The organism is Flavobacterium sp. LC2016-13 (assembly GCF_009707955.1).
GTDB lineage: Bacteria > Bacteroidota > Bacteroidia > Flavobacteriales > Flavobacteriaceae > Flavobacterium.
On the sequence record NZ_WMDQ01000004.1, the window covers coordinates 193,705 to 212,649 of the forward strand.

At 31.9% G+C, this 18,945-nt stretch carries 18 protein-coding genes; 7 read left to right on the forward strand and 11 right to left on the reverse strand.

The features are described from left to right. Nucleotides 1-30 precede the first annotated feature (30 nt). From GKZ86_RS10110 to GKZ86_RS10125, 4 genes are all read right to left on the reverse strand, one after another. Nucleotides 31-1,500 (reverse strand): oligosaccharide flippase family protein, encoded by a 1,470-nt coding sequence (locus GKZ86_RS10110; protein WP_154782989.1) that lies wholly within the window; start codon nt 1,498-1,500, stop codon nt 31-33. A 52-nt stretch (nt 1,501-1,552) separates the two neighbouring features. Beyond that, nucleotides 1,553-2,839 (reverse strand): glycosyltransferase family 4 protein, encoded by a 1,287-nt coding sequence (locus tag GKZ86_RS10115; protein WP_154782990.1) that lies wholly within the window; start codon nt 2,837-2,839, stop codon nt 1,553-1,555. Between the two features lie 340 nt (nt 2,840-3,179). Beyond that, nucleotides 3,180-5,609, reverse strand: a complete 2,430-nt coding sequence (locus tag GKZ86_RS10120; RefSeq protein WP_154782991.1) for a YfhO family protein — start codon at nt 5,607-5,609, stop codon at nt 3,180-3,182. Nucleotides 5,610-5,658: 49 nt separating this feature from the next. After that, on the reverse strand, nt 5,659-5,940 hold the full coding sequence (locus tag GKZ86_RS10125; protein WP_154782992.1) for a DUF4834 family protein: 282 nt from the start codon (nt 5,938-5,940) through the stop codon (nt 5,659-5,661). Nucleotides 5,941-6,064: 124 nt separating this feature from the next. On the opposite strand from GKZ86_RS10125, the gene GKZ86_RS10130 reads away from it, so the two are divergent. Further along, complete coding sequence (locus GKZ86_RS10130) at nt 6,065-7,051, forward strand: transporter (RefSeq protein WP_154782993.1); 987 nt, start codon at nt 6,065-6,067, stop codon at nt 7,049-7,051. A gap of 48 nt (nt 7,052-7,099) precedes the next feature. After that, a complete protein-coding gene (locus GKZ86_RS10135; RefSeq protein ID WP_154782994.1) occupies nt 7,100-8,218 on the forward strand; it encodes a GTP cyclohydrolase in 1,119 nt (372 codons plus the stop codon). 116 nt (nt 8,219-8,334) lie between these two features. Here GKZ86_RS10135 and GKZ86_RS10140 read toward each other — a convergent pair whose 3' ends face one another. Both GKZ86_RS10140 and GKZ86_RS10145 read right to left on the reverse strand, forming a co-directional pair. After that, nucleotides 8,335-8,826 (reverse strand): hypothetical protein, encoded by a 492-nt coding sequence (locus GKZ86_RS10140; RefSeq protein ID WP_154782995.1) that lies wholly within the window; start codon nt 8,824-8,826, stop codon nt 8,335-8,337. A 120-nt stretch (nt 8,827-8,946) separates the two neighbouring features. Further along, complete coding sequence (locus tag GKZ86_RS10145; protein ID WP_154782996.1) at nt 8,947-10,209, reverse strand: pyridoxal phosphate-dependent aminotransferase family protein; 1,263 nt, start codon at nt 10,207-10,209, stop codon at nt 8,947-8,949. 293 nt (nt 10,210-10,502) lie between these two features. On the opposite strand from GKZ86_RS10145, the gene nirK reads away from it, so the two are divergent. From nirK to GKZ86_RS10160, 3 genes are read left to right on the forward strand one after another with little or no spacing between them, the layout of a single operon-like run. Continuing rightward, nucleotides 10,503-11,951 (forward strand): copper-containing nitrite reductase, encoded by a 1,449-nt coding sequence (gene nirK / locus GKZ86_RS10150; RefSeq protein WP_154782997.1) that lies wholly within the window; start codon nt 10,503-10,505, stop codon nt 11,949-11,951. Nucleotides 11,952-11,963: 12 nt separating this feature from the next. Further along, nucleotides 11,964-12,737, forward strand: coding sequence for a formylglycine-generating enzyme family protein (locus GKZ86_RS10155; RefSeq protein WP_154782998.1), 774 nt, complete (start codon nt 11,964-11,966; stop codon nt 12,735-12,737). A gap of 7 nt (nt 12,738-12,744) precedes the next feature. Next, nucleotides 12,745-13,338, forward strand: coding sequence for an SCO family protein (locus GKZ86_RS10160; protein ID WP_154782999.1), 594 nt, complete (start codon nt 12,745-12,747; stop codon nt 13,336-13,338). A gap of 137 nt (nt 13,339-13,475) precedes the next feature. Here the strand turns inward: GKZ86_RS10160 and ric are convergent, their stop codons facing one another. The 3 genes from ric to GKZ86_RS10175 all read right to left on the reverse strand — a co-directional run bounded on the left by ric (nt 13,476) and on the right by GKZ86_RS10175 (nt 15,309). Then, the gene (ric, locus tag GKZ86_RS10165; RefSeq protein WP_154783000.1) at nt 13,476-14,207 is read right to left on the reverse strand and encodes an iron-sulfur cluster repair di-iron protein; all 732 of its coding nucleotides are present in this window, start codon (nt 14,205-14,207) and stop codon (nt 13,476-13,478) included. A 103-nt stretch (nt 14,208-14,310) separates the two neighbouring features. After that, entirely contained in the window at nt 14,311-14,832 is a 522-nt protein-coding gene (gene azu, locus GKZ86_RS10170; RefSeq protein WP_154783001.1) for an azurin, read from the reverse strand. A gap of 27 nt (nt 14,833-14,859) precedes the next feature. Then, on the reverse strand, nt 14,860-15,309 hold the full coding sequence (locus GKZ86_RS10175) for an Rrf2 family transcriptional regulator (protein WP_154783002.1): 450 nt from the start codon (nt 15,307-15,309) through the stop codon (nt 14,860-14,862). A 202-nt stretch (nt 15,310-15,511) separates the two neighbouring features. Between GKZ86_RS10175 and GKZ86_RS10180 the strand changes: the two genes are divergently transcribed. Next, nucleotides 15,512-16,294 (forward strand): NYN domain-containing protein, encoded by a 783-nt coding sequence (locus tag GKZ86_RS10180; protein ID WP_154783003.1) that lies wholly within the window; start codon nt 15,512-15,514, stop codon nt 16,292-16,294. Between the two features lie 35 nt (nt 16,295-16,329). Further along, nucleotides 16,330-17,841: an FMN-binding glutamate synthase family protein gene (locus tag GKZ86_RS10185; RefSeq protein ID WP_154783004.1), complete on the forward strand. Its 1,512-nt coding sequence runs from the start codon at nt 16,330-16,332 to the stop codon at nt 17,839-17,841. A 58-nt stretch (nt 17,842-17,899) separates the two neighbouring features. Here GKZ86_RS10185 and GKZ86_RS10190 read toward each other — a convergent pair whose 3' ends face one another. Continuing rightward, a complete protein-coding gene (locus GKZ86_RS10190) occupies nt 17,900-18,334 on the reverse strand; it encodes a hypothetical protein (protein ID WP_154783005.1) in 435 nt (144 codons plus the stop codon). A gap of 202 nt (nt 18,335-18,536) precedes the next feature. Then, on the reverse strand, nt 18,537-18,944 hold the full coding sequence (locus GKZ86_RS10195) for a hypothetical protein (protein WP_154783006.1): 408 nt from the start codon (nt 18,942-18,944) through the stop codon (nt 18,537-18,539). Between the last annotated feature and the right edge of the window lies 1 nt (nt 18,945).

The window sequence follows — 18,945 nt, forward strand, 5'->3', positions numbered from 1 at the left end:
ATTTACTTTTCGTTTATCGATAAAATCGTATTAAATTTTAATTCCAACTTTATTTAAAAGATTGTTCATTACCTGATTTATTTCTGTTGAAATCTTAAATTTATAATTAAAATATAAGTATAAAATAGTAACTAAAATTGATTTTAAAGCAATTCCTATTAATGGATAAACGGGAAATTCCCAAAAATAAAACGCTAAAAACAAAGCAGCGGTTACCCCTAGAGAATACAAATTTTGTTTTGTAAAAGGATATAAATGAAGTTTCTTGACCACAAAAAGTAACTTAGCCAAACTATAAAAAGTTATAGACAATAAAGTAGCAAATGCAGAACCCATAATACCATATAGCGGAATAAATATTACGTTAAGTATAAATGTCAAAACGACTAATCCTAAGCCTAAAAATAATACTGGTCGATAATATTTTGTATTAAAAATTATGGCATTATTATTTCCCAAAATCAAATCAAAATATTTTGATAAACCAATCATAAAAACAACTGGAACACCTCCTCTATACTCTTCAGGAACTATTTCATAAAGTTGATTGATATTAACAAAAATACACAACATTACAAAACCTCCCACAATCTGAAGATTTATTGATGTTTTTTTGTATAAATCGTTCAATTCATCATGTTTGTTTTCATGCATCAATTTTGCCGTAATTGGATATACAATTTGATGCATTGCACGACTCGGAACCGAAATAACCAGCGCAATATAAGTAGCAACAGAATAGTAAGCAATATTCTTAATTTCCATATATTGGTTTAACATTATTTTGTCTCCATCCAATAGTAAATTAGCAACACTTCCTGACAGAATAATATAGAAAGTATATTCCATTACATGTTTTACATTCTCTGGAATTGTAATCTGAAAATTGGGTTTCTTGATATAAAAAGCATAAAACATTGTAATTAAAAAAGCTACAAAATAAATTCCCGCAGTTACATATACAAACTCGATTAGGGTCATCCATTTAAAATACAATCCTATTAAAGCAATTGATGAAAATAATCTCAGCCCGACTTCTTTAATAAAATTCCCAAAAACCGAATGCATATGCACTCTAGCCCACGCATAGAATATCTCAAAGTAAGCCATACAAATTCCAGTAAATGGAATCAATAACATAAATTCTTTAACTACAGGATTTTTCTTCGAAACAAAAGCAGTAATATCATCAAAGAAAAAGATTCCGATGATTCCTAACGGAATACACATTAAAACCGGAAATAAGGCTGTGAAGGACAAAAATTGTTCTCTTTCCTGTTCTGTTTTATATTGCGAATAAAATTTGACCAATGTATTTTGCATTCCAATAGCAAACAAAGGCATAATAACATTTGCTGCCGAAAGAATGTAATTTGTTAATGCATAATAAGTTGCACCAAGAAAAACAGGATATAAATAAAGTGTATTAATAGCTCCGATACCGAAACCTATATAAGTAATAATTGTATTTTTGAAAGACTGATTTAAAACAATACCCATTTTTGGATTTCTGATTTTAGTCCCGATGCCTCGGGATAGATTTTTTTAAGCTTTATTCTTTAATCAATTGTGCTAATTGTTTGGTCAGGTTTTTTCTTGAATATTGTTGTAAACCAACGCCATTAGCTTGTAATTTTCCTTCCAAAAACTGATTATAAAAGCCCAAAATTACACTTTTTAATTTCGCTTTTTCAGAATAATCAAAAAATACTCCCGTATTGGTTTCTTTTATAATATCTGCAAAATCAGATCCTTGCGGACCAATAGCAATTATTGGGCGGTTTGACACCATATATTCGAATAATTTTCCCGGAATAATACTTTTGGTATCTTCTGAGTTTATTTCGATAAGAAGTAAGACTTGTGACTTTTTTTGATGAGCAATAGCTTCATGATGTGAAACATAGCCTAAGAGATTCAAATAATCTTTTAAATTAAACTGAGCTATAGAATCCAGAACTTCCTGACTTACGGCACCAATTAATTTAATTTCTAAATGTGATTTTAAATCCGGGATTTCCTGAAGTAATTCAACTAAAGATTCCCAAAGAAACTGAGGATTTCTATCGGATAAAAATGATCCTATATGTGCCAGTGTAAATTTACTGTCTAAAGTTTGTTTGTCTACATTCTCAACATCATAACCATTTGTAATTACCGAAATTGGCTTATCGGTAATAGCCTGAAATTCGGTTTTAGTAGTTTTACTGGTTACGATGATTGTATCAGCAGTATTGAGTACTTTATGTTCTAGTTTTTTATGTTTTTTAGCTGCGTAAGACGATAAGCGTAATGCTTTATGATACCCAATCGTAGTCCACGGATCGCGGAAATCGGCGAACCATTTTACGTTTAGTTTTTCTTTTAATTCTAAACCAATTAAATGCAAACTGTGCGGAGGCCCAGAAGTTACAATGGTATCAATATTATTTTCTTTAATATATTTTTCCAGATAAGCGACTGATGGTTTTACCCAAAAAACACGCGCATCCGGAATAAAAAGATTACCACGAACCCAAAGAAAGGTTTTATCTAAAAAAGTTTGTTTTTTCTTTTGCGGAAAAATTCCGGAACTGATTTTCTTGGTTTTGTTTTTTGAGAAAACAGAAGCTAATTGATACGGTTCCCAAATTTTATTCTTCAGAACAATTACTTTATCTGAAATTTGACTCACCAAACCTTCGTCAACTATTGGATAAGTTGGATTTTCTGGAACATAAACAATAGGCTGAACATCAAATTCAGGTAAATATTTTACGAATTTCAACCAACGCTGTACGCCCGGGCCTCCAGCTGGCGGAAAATAATAAGTAATTATTAATAGTTTTTTTTGTTCCAATGAAAAAATCGTTTATTGTTTAAAAGTGTAGATTTAGAACTTGTAATTTTATTCTATTTTGAATAGAAATTCTATTTATTAAATTCAAAGTATATGAAACTTCAATAAGAATCATTAATCGTTCTAATCTTTCGAAATAGGAAAGTGATTTAATCTCTTCTATTCGTTTTCTTTCAAGAATATTAATATTTGCTGTATTCGTTTTATCAACTTTCATTTAATCAAATAACATTATTCTCAGAGTATCTCTGTGAAATCTTTGTGAGACAATAATTTTATCTAGACTCACTAAGTTTCGCGAAGATTTTTAAAATTATTTTTGAGTGTCTTCGTGAATTTTTTATGAATCTTTACGATAGAATTTTTCAAAATAAACTCCACCAACCAACAATAAAAACATTACAATTGAACTTGCCAATGTAATCATTCCTCCTGTTTTTATAACTTGTGGTTCAAATTTAAATTCTATAGTATGTTTTCCAGCCGGAACTTCCATTGCTCTTAAAACATAATCAACCGCGAAATGATCTGTCAATTTACCATCAACATAAGCATTCCATCCATTTTTGTAATACATTTCAGAGAATACTGCTAAAGCATCATTTTTGCTATCTGAATTATATTTAATGTAGTTTGGTTTATACTGTATTACTTTAATAGTTCCTGTTGTATCCCAAACTTTGTTTGAGCCGGCATCTTTAAATTTACCTTCATGTTCATTAACATTAAAAACTGCTACTTTTTTACTGTCAATATGATCTAATGCTTTCATTACATCATCCGGTTTATTTACCACTTTTACAGATTGTACAAACCATGCATTTCCGTTTGCATCCGGATTAACTGCCGGAATTTCATTTCCTTCTTTATCAGTTTGTATAACATACTTAACATTCAACATATTAAGCACTTCAATGTTGTTTTTTGCAATTTGGTAATCGTATAATTGCTGCATTCTTCTTGGTCTAACAGCACTGTAACCACCAATGGTTTTATGAAAATAAGATGATCTTCCTTGTAATTGTCCTTGTGGATCAAATACACGATAAACGGATGTATCTTTTAATATTTGTGAATCTGTTGGTGTCTCCTGAAATGGAGCCGCAATCTGAACCGGACTTACAAAATCTTTAGCAGAAACATATTTTTTATCTACAAAAAACAGATCAAAAATCATTAAAATACCAACAATAATTAACGTCGTATTTTGCGAGAATTTATTTTTGATAAATAACCATAAGATTCCGAAAGTCAATACAATAAAAAATCCTGAACGCAACAAATCAGCAGAATATAATGTCATTCTGTCTTCTTTTAATGCATCAACAAAAGCAGGACCATATGCTTGGGCGTAACTGTTATCGCTCATTCCTGTAAAATGGAACATACTTTTAGCAAATACTAAAATCAGTAAAACTCCGAGTCCAAAAACACCTGTTTGCATTAATGCTTTTTGCTGTAATTTTGGTTCCTCTTTTGCTTTAAAAAAAGATTGTAATCCCATGACAGCCAATACAGGAAAACATAATTCTAAGATAACCTGTATCGATGAAACTGCTCTAAATTTATCGTACATCGGAACGTATTCAATAAAGAAATCCGTTAATGCAGAGAAATTTTTTCCCCAGGAAAGCATTAAAGTAAATAATGCTCCACCAAGAAATACGTATTTTATTTTTCTTTCATCAATACATAATGCTAAAACAGCCAGAAAGAAAACCACAACTCCTATATATGCCGGAGCAGAAACTATGGGTTGGTCTCCCCAATAGGTCGGCATTCCTGAAACAAAATCCTGAGCTTGTTCTGAAGGAACTCCTTGTTCAAGCATAAATTGATACATACGGCTATCCGTACCCACATTTTCGTGGCTGGAACCTCCAAAAATTCTTGGCGCAATCAAATTTAAACTTTCAGCAATACCATAACTATATTCAGTAATATAATCTGTAGTCATTGCAGCGGTAGTCAAATTTTTAGATCCGTCAGGATTAAAAGTCAATTCGCTTTTATCACGTATACTATACTTTGCATATTCGCTTGTTGCCAGTAAATTCCCGGCATTGGCACCAATAGCAAAAATTCCGGCAACTGCCAAAACTCCAATTGCAGTTAAAAGTTGTTTATATTCTTTTTCCTTGATGAAATTAAAAGCAAAATAACCAGAAAGAATCAATAAGAAAATCAATAAATAATAAGTCATCTGAAAGTGATTTGCATTCACTTCCAACGCTACGGCAAACATGGTGAGTAAACCTCCCCAAATATATTTCTTTTGAAAAACGAGTATAAAACCGGCTATAACCAATGGCATATAAGCAATAGCATGCGCTTTTGCGTTATGACCAACTCCTAAAATAATAATTAAATAAGTAGAAAAACCAAATGCAATGGCTCCAATAAATGCTTTTAAAGGATCTGTTTTGAGAACCAGTAACAATCCGTAAAAACCTAAGAAATATAAAAACAGATAATCTGCCGGACGTGGTAAGAAACGTAAAGCATCATCTAACTTTCCTATATAATCATTTGGATAATTTGCTCCTAACTGATAAGTTGGCATTCCTCCAAAAGCAGAGTTTGTCCAATACGGCTCAGTATTTTCTGCAGCTCTAAAATCATTTTGCTCTTTTGCCATTCCGGTATATTGTGCAATATCCGATTGGAATATTTGTTTTCCCTGTAAAACCGGGTAAAAATAAATTAAGGAAACGAGAATAAAGCCCAGGACAACAAGGGCGTGCGGATAGAACTTATTTACTATTTTCAATGTAGGCTGGTTTGGTTAAATGATGAATCCTTTTATTTAGGACACAAACTTAATCTATTTCTTCGTAATCAACATAATCGCCGATCTTTTTGGTCTCGCGAGGATTTTTTGCATTTGCTGTATTAATGATAATCTCGTCATTATTACGCGTTTTTTGCCATGAATTATCCTGAGTATATTGTTGTTGTCTAGAAAAATTTTCTCCTGCTTTCTCAACTGTTTTTTTTACCAACACTGGCAAAAAGATTCTAGCTAAAAATTTAAAAATATAATAAAAAGCCAACATATAAAATATAGCTTTTATTAAACCTGAAAAAGATGCTTCTTGCATAATTGTTTAATTTTTTTCCAAAATTAATAAATCCATTGTTTAAAATTAAAATAACAATCTTAAATAAATAATAAAATATAGTACATTTGATTTGCGTTATTACTTTTTAATCCCCAAATAAATTATGTTGAAAATTAAAAACTTATTCTTAACGGCACTCTTTTTTGCACCTCAACTCTTTTTTGCACAATATACGGATGTTATCAATTCGAACCGACCTGGAGAAACAATGTCTGCATATGCAGTAGGAAAATCAGTTATTCAGGCTGAAGCCGGTATTTATGGCATTAGAGAAAAACACGACTTATTAAATTATGACGCAACCGGTTTAGGAACTGACTTAACGTTTCGATACGGAGCTTTCTTAGAAAAATTAGAATTTATACTGGATCTACAATATCAAATGGAAAACTTTGATACTCCGTATACAACCTACAAAAAAAATAACTTCAGACAAACGGTTTTAGGTGCTAAATATTTAATTTACGATCCTTTTAAAAACTACGAAAAAACAAAAAACATTTACAGCTATAAAGCCAATCACAGATTCGACTGGCATTCGTTAATTCCTGCCGTTTCGGTATTTGCCGGAGCTAATTTTGTTGGTGCAGATAATCCGTATTCATTTTCTCCACAGTCAAGTATTTCTCCAAAAGTAGCTTTGATTACTCAAAATCTTTTTGGTGATGGAAGATGGGTTTTTGTTACGAATATTATTGCCGATTATATTACAACAGATTATCCTAGTTATGCTTATGTATTAACACTAACACATGGATTTAACAGTAAATGGTCAGGATTTATTGAAAACCAAGGCTTCAAAAGTGATTTTTACAGTGATGTTATTGGGCGTGGTGGAGCTGCTTATTTGATTAATTCAAATCTTCAGGTTGATGCTTCTATCAGTACGAACTTTAAAAATACACCTTCTATTTTATATGGAGGAGTTGGTGTTTCGTGGCGTTATGATGCAAGTTATAAAGAGAAACAAATGGAATTCAAGAGAGAATCCCGAAAAACTAAAAAAGAAAAAGATCCTAAAGATAAAAAGTCTAAAAAAGAAACCGATTATCAGGAACAGGAAAGAAAACGTAAATCTAAATACGAATAATTAATAACCGACTCTTTTGCAAAGAGCTATTTTACAATAAAGATTTTAATGATTACAATTAAAGAAGCCAAAACAAAGAAGGAATTAACAGCATATATCAAATTTCCTTTTTCATTATATAAAGACAATCCTTATTGGGTTCCGCCCATTATTGCAGATGAATTAGAATCTTTTGATAAAACCAAAAATCCTGCTTTTGATAACGCTGAAGCTTATTTTTATCTGGCGTACAAAGACAATGAAATTGTTGGGCGAATTACAGCGATTATCAATTGGTCTGAAGTCAATAATCAGCATAAAAGAAAAGTTCGTTTTGGTTGGTTTGATGTTATTGATGATATCGAAATAACAAAAGCTTTACTGGAAAAAGTTTACGAATTAGGCAGACAAAATAATCTGGAACATGCCGAAGGTCCGATGGGATTTTCGAACCTGGATAAAGTAGGTGTTCTTACAGAAGGTTACGATCAAATGGGAACCATGATTACATGGTATAACAATCCTTATTATGTAACTCATTTTGAGCAATTGGGTTTTCAGATAGAAAAAGAATACATTGAAAGTGTTTTTCCTTTTTCGAATGTTAAACCTGAATTTTTCCTTAAAGCACAGGAATTAATCAAAAAACGATATGGTTTAAGATCTTTGACTTTTACTAAAACAAAAGACATTATGCCGCATGTTGACAAAATGTTTGATTTGTTTAATGAATCTTATGCGAAACTGGCCTCATTTGTAGCTATTTCTGATATTCAGAAAGAATATTTCAAAAAGAAATACATCAGTTTTATCAATCCGGAATACATAAAATTTGTGGTTGATAAAGATGACAAATTAGTAGCTTTTAGTATTGTAATGCCAAGTTTTTCTGAGGCTTTGCAAAAAGCAAAAGGTAAATTATTTCCGTTTGGTTTTATTCATTTATTAAGAGCCAGAAAAAAGAGCAAAGATGTTGTTTTTTACTTAATTGGAGTTCATCCGGATTATCAAAACAAAGGTGTTACAGCTATTATTTTTGATGAATATTACAGAACATTTACAGAAAAAGGAATCCAAACTTGTATCAGAACTCCTGAATTAGCCGATAATACAGCGATTCATTTACTTTGGAAAAATTTTGACCCGAAAATTCACTGCCAGAGAAAAACCTATTTGAAATATCTATAAAATTGTAAATTATGAATTGTGAATTATAAAAATAGCTATTCATAAGATATATTCTAATAACAAAAAATCCCTCTAAATGTTTTAGAGGGATTTTCTTTTTACAATTTTTTTTATTTTTAATGCTGTACAAAATCTGTGCAATCAACTTTTGTTAAAGTTGTTTTTGCATCAAATTTTAATTTTGATTTATCTTTAAAAGTTACTTTGCCATTAGCATCAACTATGTCTCCGTATCCTTCAATAAATGTGTTTTCTCTTTGTAAAAAAGCAATTTCTCTAACTGATGAAACACCTTCTGATGTAAAAGTATAATCAGCAATTAAGGTATCGCCTTTCATATTACCAATTAAAGTACCTTCGTTTTTATCTTTTCCGTATAAACTATAACTTAATTTTCCGTTTACTTCCTGATGTGAGTTTACATTAAAACTCAACTTAATTGTGCTGTTATTTGCCGTCGAAACATAACATTGGTCTCCTGCTGGCTCTGCTATTTCAGCTTCTTTTGGAGCAGTTGGAGTTATTTCTGGCGGAGGAAGAGTTGTTTCTTTTTTACAGGAAATAAAAACACTTAAAATTATTATTGTTATTGCTAATACTTTTTTCATAAATTTTCTTTTAATAATTAGTAGAATAAAGTTAGTCTAATAAATAAAAAATCCATTCGCATAACGAATGGATTTTTTTACATAATTCCCATATTACAAGGAATTTATTTTAAAAAAAATTTAAGCGTCTAAATCAACTTTAGTTCTGCTTGCAATTTCTTTATAAGTTCCGTTTTCTAATTTTTCACGAATAGCTTCGAATGCTACTAATGTTTCATCAATATCAGACAAAGTATGTGAAGTTGTTGGAATCATTCTCAACAAAATAATTCCTTTTGGAATTACAGGATAAATTACAATCGACAAGAAAATACCGTAGTTTTCTCTTAAATCGTTTACCATTACCATTGCTTCCGGCACACTTCCTTCTAAATAAACTGGTGTTACGCAAGTATTTGTATCTCCAATATTAAAGTTTCTAGAACGTAATCCGCTTTGTAAAGCGTTTACATTTTCCCAAAGTTTGTCTTTCAATTCCGGGTGATTACGTAATAATTCTAAACGTTTCAAAGAACCAATTGTCTGAATCATTGGCAATGCTTTTGCAAACATTTGAGAACGTAAATTATATTTCAAATAATCAATAATGTCTTGATCTGCAGCTATAAAAGCTCCAATATTAGCCATTGATTTTGCAAAAGTAGAAAAGTAAACATCAATACCATCCTGAACTCCCTGCTCCTCACCTGCTCCGGCTCCTGTTTTTCCAAGAGTACCAAAACCATGTGCATCATCAACTAATAATCTAAAATTGTATTTTTCTTTTAAAGCAACAATTTCTTTCAATTTACCTTGTTGTCCTCGCATTCCAAAAACACCTTCGGTAATAAATAATATACCTCCACCTGTTTCAGTAGCCATTTTAGTAGCACGTTGCAGGTTTTTCTCCATACTTTCAAGATCATTGTGTTTGTATGTAAAACGTTTACCCATGTGCAAACGAACTCCATCAATAATACAAGCGTGAGAATCTACATCATATACAATAATATCATTTTTAGTTACCAAAGCATCAATAGTAGAAACCATTCCCTGATAACCAAAATTCAATAAATAAGCAGCCGGTTTCATTACAAACTCAGCTAATTCCTGCTCTAATTGCTCGTGGTATTTTGTATGTCCTGACATCATACGAGCTCCCATAGGATAAGCTGCCCCATATTGAGCTGCTGCATCAATATCTGCCTGACGTACCTCCGGGTGATTAGCAAGACCTAAATAGTCATTCAAACTCCAATTTAAAATATTTTTTCCACCAAATTGCATTCTCGGACCAAGTTCACCTTCTAATTTAGGGAATACAAAATAACCCTCAGCTTGCGAAGCCCATTTTCCTAATGGTCCTTTATTGTTCTGAATTCTTTCGAATAAATCTTTTACCATAAATATATTTTGAAGTAATAATTTTATTTTTATACAGGGTGCAAAAATAATGATTATTATTCTAAAATGCAGTTCGCTAATTATTTTTATTAAAAAATATTGTGGATATCTTATTTAATCAATGATTTTTTGATAAGTAATGTGATTTTTATACGAATAAGCATGCTCCATATTGGTATAAAATTAAACATCTAAAAGAATTTATACGTAATATATGACTTTTATCATGATAAAAGATAAAGTTGTCTTTTAATTTTACTTTGATTTAAAACTAAAAATAAAACCACTTTATTATGAAAAAGAAGCATGAAATTGAATCAAAATTAAAAGTATTTGTATGTATTGTTTTTGCAGCAGCGCTTTTATCGTCTTGCAAAAAGGAAGAACAAGCTGCAAATTATGGTGAAATTACCACAGAAGGACAAATGGACGCTGAACTTACTGCTCCGCCAAGGGTTCCAAAACCAATTGGTAACAGAAAAGCCATGAAGTTAAAAGTTAATATGGAAATTAAAGAACAGGAAGGTACAATGACTGATGGCGTAAAATATACGTATTGGACATTTGGCGGTTCTGTTCCGGGAAGTTTTATCAGAACCCGTGTTGGAGATGAAGTTGAATTTCACTTAAAAAATCATCCTGATAATAAATTACCTCACAATATTGATTTGCATGCCGTAACAGGTCCCGGTGGCGGGGCAACATCCTCTTTGGTTGCACCTGGCCACGAAAAAGTATTCAGTTTTAAAGTAATTAATCCTGGATTATACGTGTATCATTGTGCGACAGCGCCTGTTGGAATGCATATTGCAAACGGAATGTACGGTTTGATTTTGGTTGAACCGGAAGGCGGACTTCCTCCTGTTGATAAAGAATACTACGTAATGCAAGGTGATTTTTATACTCAGGGCGAATACGGAGCTAAAGGGCTTCAGCCTTTTGATATGAATAAAGCGGTTAAAGAAACTCCTGATTATGTCGTTTTTAACGGAAAAGTAGGTTCTTTAACAAACGGAAATGAACTTACTGCAAAAGTTGGCGAAACTGTTCGCTTATTTGTTGGTAACGGCGGACCAAATTTGGTTTCTTCTTTTCATGTTATTGGCGAAATATTCGATAATGTACATGTAGAAGGCGGCGCACTCATTAATAAAAATGTTCAAACAACTTTAATTCCTGCCGGAGGTTCCGCTATTGTAGATTTTAAGGTAGAAACTCCAGGTAATTTTATCTTGGTCGATCATTCTATTTTCAGAGCTTTTAATAAAGGTGCGCTGGGAATATTGAAAGTTGAAGGTCCTGAAAACAAAAATATCTATTCAGGTACTATTCAGGAAGGTATTTATTTACCAGAAGGTGGAACCATTCAAAAAATGCCTAGTACAGAAGCAGCTAAAACTGTAACTCCAAAAAGAACTATTGCAGAAAAAATGACGGTTGGGAAACAAATTTTTGGAACAACATGTTTTGCTTGTCATCAATCTGAAGGGCAAGGAATTCCGAATACATTTCCTCCTCTTGCAAAATCAGATTATTTAAACGCAGATTCTAAAAGAGCCATTAAAACCATCTTGCATGGTTTGAGTGGAGAAGTAACCGTAAATGGCAAAAAATTCAATAATGTCATGCCGGCGCAAAATTTATCTGATGATGAAATAGCCAATGTTATGACTTACATCTATAATAGTTGGGGAAATAATAAAACTGAAATCACGCCCGAAATGGTAAAAGCACAGCGATAGAAACTGAATATCATGCAAAAAAGCATTTTTATTTTTATTCTTTTTTTAGTTCAGATTGTTCGGACACAAGAACTAAAAATGGCTCCGATAAAAGAGGGATATTTTGTCCCTCTTTACGGAGCTTCATCAAAGAATCCTGTTGCTGTAAAATCCTTTTTTATGGATGTTTATCCCGTAACAAATCAGCAATATTTGAGTTTCGTTAAAAAGAATCCCGAATTCAGAAAATCAAAAATGAAAGGAATTTTTGCTGACAAAAGTTATCTGGGATATTGGATAAGTGATGTTGATTTTGGAAATAACAACACTAAATCGCCCGTAACGAATGTTTCCTGGTTTGCGGCCAAAAAATATTGCGAATGCCAGGGAAAACGTTTGCCAACAATGGATGAATGGGAATATGTGGCTATGGCCGATGAAAAAAAAATAGACGCAAGAACTAAATCAGAGTTTAACCAATACATTTTGTCGTGGTATGAAAAATCCAAAACTTATGAAAATTCGATTGGAAAAACTTTCAAAAATTATTGGGGCGTTTACGACATGCATGGTTTGGTGTGGGAATGGACATTGGACTTTAACAGCATTTTTTTATCTGGTGAATCCAGAAAAGACAAAAGTGAGGATAAAAACCTGTTCTGCGGCGGCGCATCTGTAAATGCAAGTGATTTAATGGATTATGCGGCTTTTATGCGATATGCTTTTAGAGGAAGTTTAAAAGCACAATATTCAACACGAAATTTGGGTTTTCGATGCGCAAGCTCAACAAATATTAATTTAAAATAACCCATAAATGAAAAAAACAATAGTACTCTTATTGCTGGTTTTTGGATTACAAAGCTGCAAAGATTTTACAAAAGAAACATCAAATCCTGAAAATGCAAAAATAACAGATATTTCAATCTACAATTTGCCTTCAAAATGGACTACTCAAAACGGGCAAAATATTGAACTTAAAAATCTCAAAGGAAATGTTCTTGTTATGGTCATGATTTATACTTCTTGCAAAGCAGCCTGTCCAAAACTAGTTGCAGATATGAGAGATATAGAATCAAAATTAGACAAAAAAACAAAGAATAAGGTAAAACTTGTTTTAGTAAGTATTGATCCTGTAACAGATACTCCAAAAAGATTAAAATCGTTTGCAATTGAAAACAAAATGAATCAGGATCCCTGGCTATTTTTACGTTCTACAGAAGACAATACGCGCGAATTTGCAGCACTTCTGGCCGTAAATTACAAACAAATATCTCCAATGGATTTTTCGCACTCTAATATTATCAGTGTTTTTAATACTAAAGGAGAATTAATTTATCAGCAGGAAGGTTTAGGTGTAAATAATGATCAGACAATTAATAAAATAAACGAAGAAGCTTCAAAAATTTAAAAAATAGGTAGGTTGATTAGTTGAAGAGCAAGAGGAGATTTTAATTAATTGACTCTTGCTTTTTTATTTAATAATAAAAATGCGTCAACAATAATCAATAAGATTATTTGGTTGACGCATTCACTCTATTATTTATTTTAATTACTTTGAGAAAACTCTTCTTCAAGAATAACTGCTTTTGGGAACAGGATATTATTTTCAAGATGAATATGTTTATGCAAATCTTCTTCGAATTCTTTTAGCATAGCAAATGTTACTTTATAAGTGGTACAACCATCACTTGGTGCTGTATAATTATTAGTTAATCTTGCAATTTCTCTAAAGCGATCGCCTTCATTATCGTGTTCCTGCATCATCATAGCAATTGGATTTGATACTGTTCCGAAAGAAGGCTGAGATAAAACCCCATCAGATTCTTTCGTTTTTACCATTCTTTTTATAAAAGGAAACAAGATCAATTCTTCTTTTTTCATGTGCTGTGCCAATTCTCCGGCACCTTCCACGAACAATTCATTAATTCTGAATAATTCCTGATGACTTGCTCCATGAACTTTGCAAAGTTTATCTAAAAACTGAATCAAAATTGTTGTTTTATCTTCTACATAACGATGATGTGTTTTTTCGATATAATCGACCAATAAATCTAATGGCCAGGAATTAAAATCGATTCCATTATTATTTCCAGATTGTAAAACATCATACACGTTTTGCAATAATACATCGGAGTCGATATCTTGTTTTTCGCAAACTTCAGTCAGCGTTCTGTTGCCTTTACAGCAAAAATCGATTTGATATTTTGTAAATACAGCAGCTGTTCTAAAATCCTGAGCTACAAATGAACCAATTGTTTTATTCTTTAAATTTTCCATTTTCTTAAAATTAATTATGATTTGATTTATAATAAAAGATAAAATTATCTTTTATTGAGTTATTAAAAAACCCTAACATCTGCAAAGACATTAGAGTTCATATTTATTCTACAATTAAAACACCTTTCATCATGGCAACGTGACCCGGGAAAGTACATAAAAAGTTATACGTTCCTTTTTTATCAATCGTAAATTCAATTGTATCTTGTTCTCCTCCTCCAAGTAATTTAGTATGAGCAATAATTGAAGCTTTTTCAGTAGCAGGAATATAATCAGTGTCTTTAGCCGTTATCGCTTTAGAGGCAAAAGCAGTTTCATCTGTTCCTTCCTTTAAAATAACCAAATTATGTCCCATCGCTTCTTTAGGAATTTTTCCAACATGTTTTAACGTTAAAGTAATTGGTTTTCCGGCAGTTGCTCTTAATTCTGCAGTATTAAACTGCATTTGGTCATTTCCTTCAATAACCAAGACATTTTCAGCATTTGTTGCCTGTTTTACACCTTCTGATTCTGTTTCATTTATTTCTGTAGGTTCATCTGTTCGAGTCGTTTCTTTTTTACCACATGAAGTTATGGCTAAAAAACCCATTAACATTACAATCGAAATTTTGACTTTTTTATTCATTATTAATGTATTTAAATTATAAAAATTCTATTCGTCTTTATTTAATATTCTTAAATGAAAATCGCCTGCTTTTACTCCTGAAGCAAGATCTTCAAGCGTAGTCGTGGTTAACATTGCTACTAAAAGTTCCCTTATTTTTTTAAACTCATTATGCACAGGACAAGGATGCGTTTCTGAACATTCTTTTAAACCAATGCCGCAGCCTTTATATATATTGTCTCCGTCTATGGCGTCTACAATCTGAATTAATTTTATATTTTTTGCCACTTCATTAGAAACTTCAAAACCACCGCCCACTCCTTTAGAAGAAGCTATAATGCTATTTTTGGTTAAAATCTGCATTATTTTGGCCGTAAAAGGTTCGGGAGAATCTATTTCTTTGGCTACGTCTTTTATTCCAACCCTAATTCCTTTTGAAGATTTGGTTGCAATAAAAATAGAAGCCCGAATGCCGTACTCACATGCCTTTGAAAACATAAACTGATAGATTAAATTCCATACAAAGATATTCAAGTCTATATTAAAAGACAAATTTATCCTTAATTAATTTTGACAGAAAATATCTTATTTATAACCAAAATAATTTATGAGAATAAAAAGCATATTTGACATTAAGTCTTTATAAAAAACCAATTTTAGTTTTACCTTTGGAAGTAACTAATTTTCTAACTCGTAAATAATGCCTGTAAGCAATTCAAAAGATTTAAAACTGGCCGTTCTTATTGATGCCGATAATGTACCGTACAGCAATGTAAAAGGCATGATGGAAGAAATAACAAAATTTGGAACGCCAACTACTAAACGTATCTACGCTGACTGGACCAAACCAAACTCAAATGGATGGAAGGCTGTTTTACTCGAACATGCAATTACTCCTATTCAACAATATAGTTATACAGTAGGGAAAAATTCCTCAGATTCTGCCTTGATTATTGATGCAATGGATTTGCTTTATTCAGGAAAACTGGATGGATTTTGCATTGTTTCAAGCGACAGCGATTTTACCCGTTTGGCGATTCGATTGAGAGAATCCGGAATGAAAGTAATTGGTATTGGAGAAAAGAAAACTCCAAACTCATTTATCGTTGCTTGTGACAGATTTATTTATATAGAGGTTCTGGATGGCGCTATCCAAAAGAAAAAACCAAAAGCTGCCACAACTGCAGATGCTAAAAAACCTGTTGAAAAGCCAACAGAAAAAGCATTACATAAAATAGACAAACAAACTATCGAACTTATTGAAGCCACTATTGAAGACATTGAAGATGATGATGGCTGGGCATTTTTGGGAGATGTTGGAAACCTGATTGTAAAGAAAAAACCTGAGTTTGACCCAAGAAATTATGGTTTTTCTAAACTTACACCAATGTTAAAATCACTTACTGATATTCTGGAGATTGACGAAAGAGAATCCGATAAAAAAGGAATCAAACATGTTTATGTTCGATTACGATTCAATTAATTATTTACTTTATTACATTTTAATTTTTTAAGAACATGAGAAAAAAATTCTTTATCTACGGATTCTTATTGTTTCTAATTGTTGCAGTAACTTATTATTATACTAAGCGTGGTTTTCTGCTCGTTATTATTTTACCAATATTATTGGTTGTAGGTGTTTATAATGCTTCACAAAAAAAGCATGCCATTTTAAGAAACTTTCCGGTTTTAGGATATTTCAGATATTTATTTGAAATGATTGCTCCTGAAATTCAACAATATTTTATAGAAAGATCTACGGATGGAAAACCGTTTTCAAGAAACCAGCGTTCTTTGGTTTACCAAAGAGCCAAAAACATTGATTCGAGTACGCCTTTCGGGACACAACTAAACTTAAATCATGATAGTTATGAAGGAATAAAACATTCTATTTTTCCGGCAAAAGTAAACGAAGAATTACCTCGTGTATTAGTTGGCGGAAAAGATTGTAAACAACCTTATTTAGCTTCATTATTTAATGTTTCTGCTATGAGTTTTGGTTCTTTAAGCGAAAATGCAGTTCGTGCGATAAATATTGGTGCTAAAAAAGGAAATTTCTATCAAAATACCGGAGAAGGCGGTTTGACTGAATTTCATCTTGCGGGCGGTGGCGATATTACCTGGCAAATTGGAACAGGATATTTTGGATGCCGTGATGCTGAAGGAAACTTTAGTCCTGAAAATTTCTCGGAAAAGGCCAATCTTCCAAACGTGAAAATGATTGAAATTAAACTTTCTCAGGGTGCAAAACCTGGTCACGGCGGTGTGCTTCCGGCAGCTAAAAACACAGAGCAGATTGCAAAAATAAGAGGTGTTGAACCACATACAATGATTCTTTCTCCTCCCGGACATCATGCTTTTTCAGATACCAAAGGACTTATTCATTTTATTAAACAATTACGCGAATTATCTAACGGAAAACCTATCGGATTTAAATTATGTATTGGTAATACAACTGAATTTGAAGCTATTTGCCACGAAATGATTGCTGAGGATATTTATCCTGATTTTATAACTGTCGATGGTGCCGAAGGCGGAACGGGCGCTGCTCCACTGGAATTTGCAGATGGTGTTGGAATGCCTTTTGAACCTGCATTGATCTTTGTAAATAAAACGTTGATTGGTTTAAATATTCGCGATAAAATACGCATTATTGGCAGTGGAAAAATCATTTCAGGTTATTCTATTTTGCATGCTGTAGCTCTTGGTGCAGATATGTGTAACAGCGCGCGAGGATTCATGTTTTCATTAGGCTGCATTCAGGCGCTTCGTTGTCATAATAACGAATGCCCAACAGGTGTTGCTACTCAAAATAAAATGTTGATGAAAGGTTTGGTTGTCACTGATAAATCAGATCGTGTATATCATTTTCATAAAAACACGTTACATTCTGCCAACGAACTTTTGGCAGCTGCAGGAAAAACTTCTTTTTCAGATGTTGATCCTAATATTTTTATGCGCGGAGACGAATTCGCACATTTATCAGATCATTATTTCCCTGATATTCTAACAAATGTTACAAAACATTAGATACAAAAAAGCCTCTTTGTCATTTCAAAGAGGCTTTTTTAAATAGTTTATTTAGAAACTAAAGTTTTGCCGTTTCTTTACCTTCAGCACTTTTTCCATTTTCTAAAGCTGCAATTTCTTCTTTATCAACTAATTGTTGTGCAAGAATAATATTATTGTAGGATAAAAAATACACATCAAACTTTACTCCTTCATCAATTAATTCCTGAGAAATTTGATTGTTTTTAATCATTTCTTTCAATAAAGCAGGAAATGATGTCGTAGTTGCCAATTTATTTTCTTCAGTTCCTTCTAAATTAGTTTCAATTCTTATTTCAATTTTATTATCATTTAAAAATGCCTTAGCACTTGTACTAACAATATTATTACCTTTTATTGAAGATGAAATATTATAATTACTTACATGTTCCTGGATTTTTTGTTTGGTGTTTTTACAACTTACCAACAATAATACAAGCGATAAAGCAAATGCGATTTGGGTAATTTTTTTCATAATTTTATGGTTTAATAGTTAATTTTTAACTCAAACATAATGAAATTTTTACTCAAAAACAATTTTCATTTACAAAACCAAAAAATGTAATTATTTGACTACAACTTAATTAGCAACTTATAAATAACAAAATACAACTATGAATAAAAGCCTCTTTAAAAAAGATTAAAGAGGCTTTTATTCATTACAATATCTAAAGGAATTATTCTTTTAATAATTCAGAAATTGATTCCTTATTTATGATTTCTTTGGAAAGAACAGTATTATCATCAGCTAAAAAATAAGAATCAAACTGTACGCCTTCTTCTACCAATGCGGCAGGAATCTGGTCTTTATTTATCATTTCTTTGAGCAATTTACGAAATGATGTTCCGGCTGCTGTTTTATTTGATTCGTTTTGCGGCAAATTGGTTTCAAAACGCAATTCTATTTTGTCGTCATTTATATAACCTCTTGCCGTAGTAAGTGTTACATTTTTAGCTTTGAAACTTGCAGCGGTAGTATTATAAGTTGCAACATATTCCTGAAGTTTTTGCTTTGTGTTTTTGCAGCTCATCAGCATCAAAACAATAATAACGGCAAACGAAATGTGGCTTATTTTTTTTATCATG

Bases quoted from the DNA above. Each gene is read 5' to 3' on its own strand.
- azu (WP_154783001.1), bottom strand. From the start codon at position 14,832: ATGAATAAAAAAGTCAAAATTTCGATTGTAATGTTAATGGGTTTTTTA.
- GKZ86_RS10145 (WP_154782996.1), bottom strand. From the start codon at position 10,209: ATGGTAAAAGATTTATTCGAAAGAATTCAGAACAATAAAGGACCATTA.
- ric (WP_154783000.1), bottom strand. From the start codon at position 14,207: ATGGAAAATTTAAAGAATAAAACAATTGGTTCATTTGTAGCTCAGGAT.
- GKZ86_RS10125 (WP_154782992.1), bottom strand. From the start codon at position 5,940: ATGCAAGAAGCATCTTTTTCAGGTTTAATAAAAGCTATATTTTATATG.
- nirK (WP_154782997.1), top strand. From the start codon at position 10,503: ATGAAAAAGAAGCATGAAATTGAATCAAAATTAAAAGTATTTGTATGT.
- GKZ86_RS10195 (WP_154783006.1), bottom strand. From the start codon at position 18,944: ATGATAAAAAAAATAAGCCACATTTCGTTTGCCGTTATTATTGTTTTG.
- GKZ86_RS10130 (WP_154782993.1), top strand. From the start codon at position 6,065: ATGTTGAAAATTAAAAACTTATTCTTAACGGCACTCTTTTTTGCACCT.
- GKZ86_RS10180 (WP_154783003.1), top strand. From the start codon at position 15,512: ATGCCTGTAAGCAATTCAAAAGATTTAAAACTGGCCGTTCTTATTGAT.
- GKZ86_RS10155 (WP_154782998.1), top strand. From the start codon at position 11,964: ATGCAAAAAAGCATTTTTATTTTTATTCTTTTTTTAGTTCAGATTGTT.
- GKZ86_RS10185 (WP_154783004.1), top strand. From the start codon at position 16,330: ATGAGAAAAAAATTCTTTATCTACGGATTCTTATTGTTTCTAATTGTT.
- GKZ86_RS10135 (WP_154782994.1), top strand. From the start codon at position 7,100: ATGATTACAATTAAAGAAGCCAAAACAAAGAAGGAATTAACAGCATAT.
- GKZ86_RS10140 (WP_154782995.1), bottom strand. From the start codon at position 8,826: ATGAAAAAAGTATTAGCAATAACAATAATAATTTTAAGTGTTTTTATT.
- GKZ86_RS10160 (WP_154782999.1), top strand. From the start codon at position 12,745: ATGAAAAAAACAATAGTACTCTTATTGCTGGTTTTTGGATTACAAAGC.
- GKZ86_RS10110 (WP_154782989.1), bottom strand. From the start codon at position 1,500: ATGGGTATTGTTTTAAATCAGTCTTTCAAAAATACAATTATTACTTAT.
- GKZ86_RS10175 (WP_154783002.1), bottom strand. From the start codon at position 15,309: ATGTTTTCAAAGGCATGTGAGTACGGCATTCGGGCTTCTATTTTTATT.
- GKZ86_RS10190 (WP_154783005.1), bottom strand. From the start codon at position 18,334: ATGAAAAAAATTACCCAAATCGCATTTGCTTTATCGCTTGTATTATTG.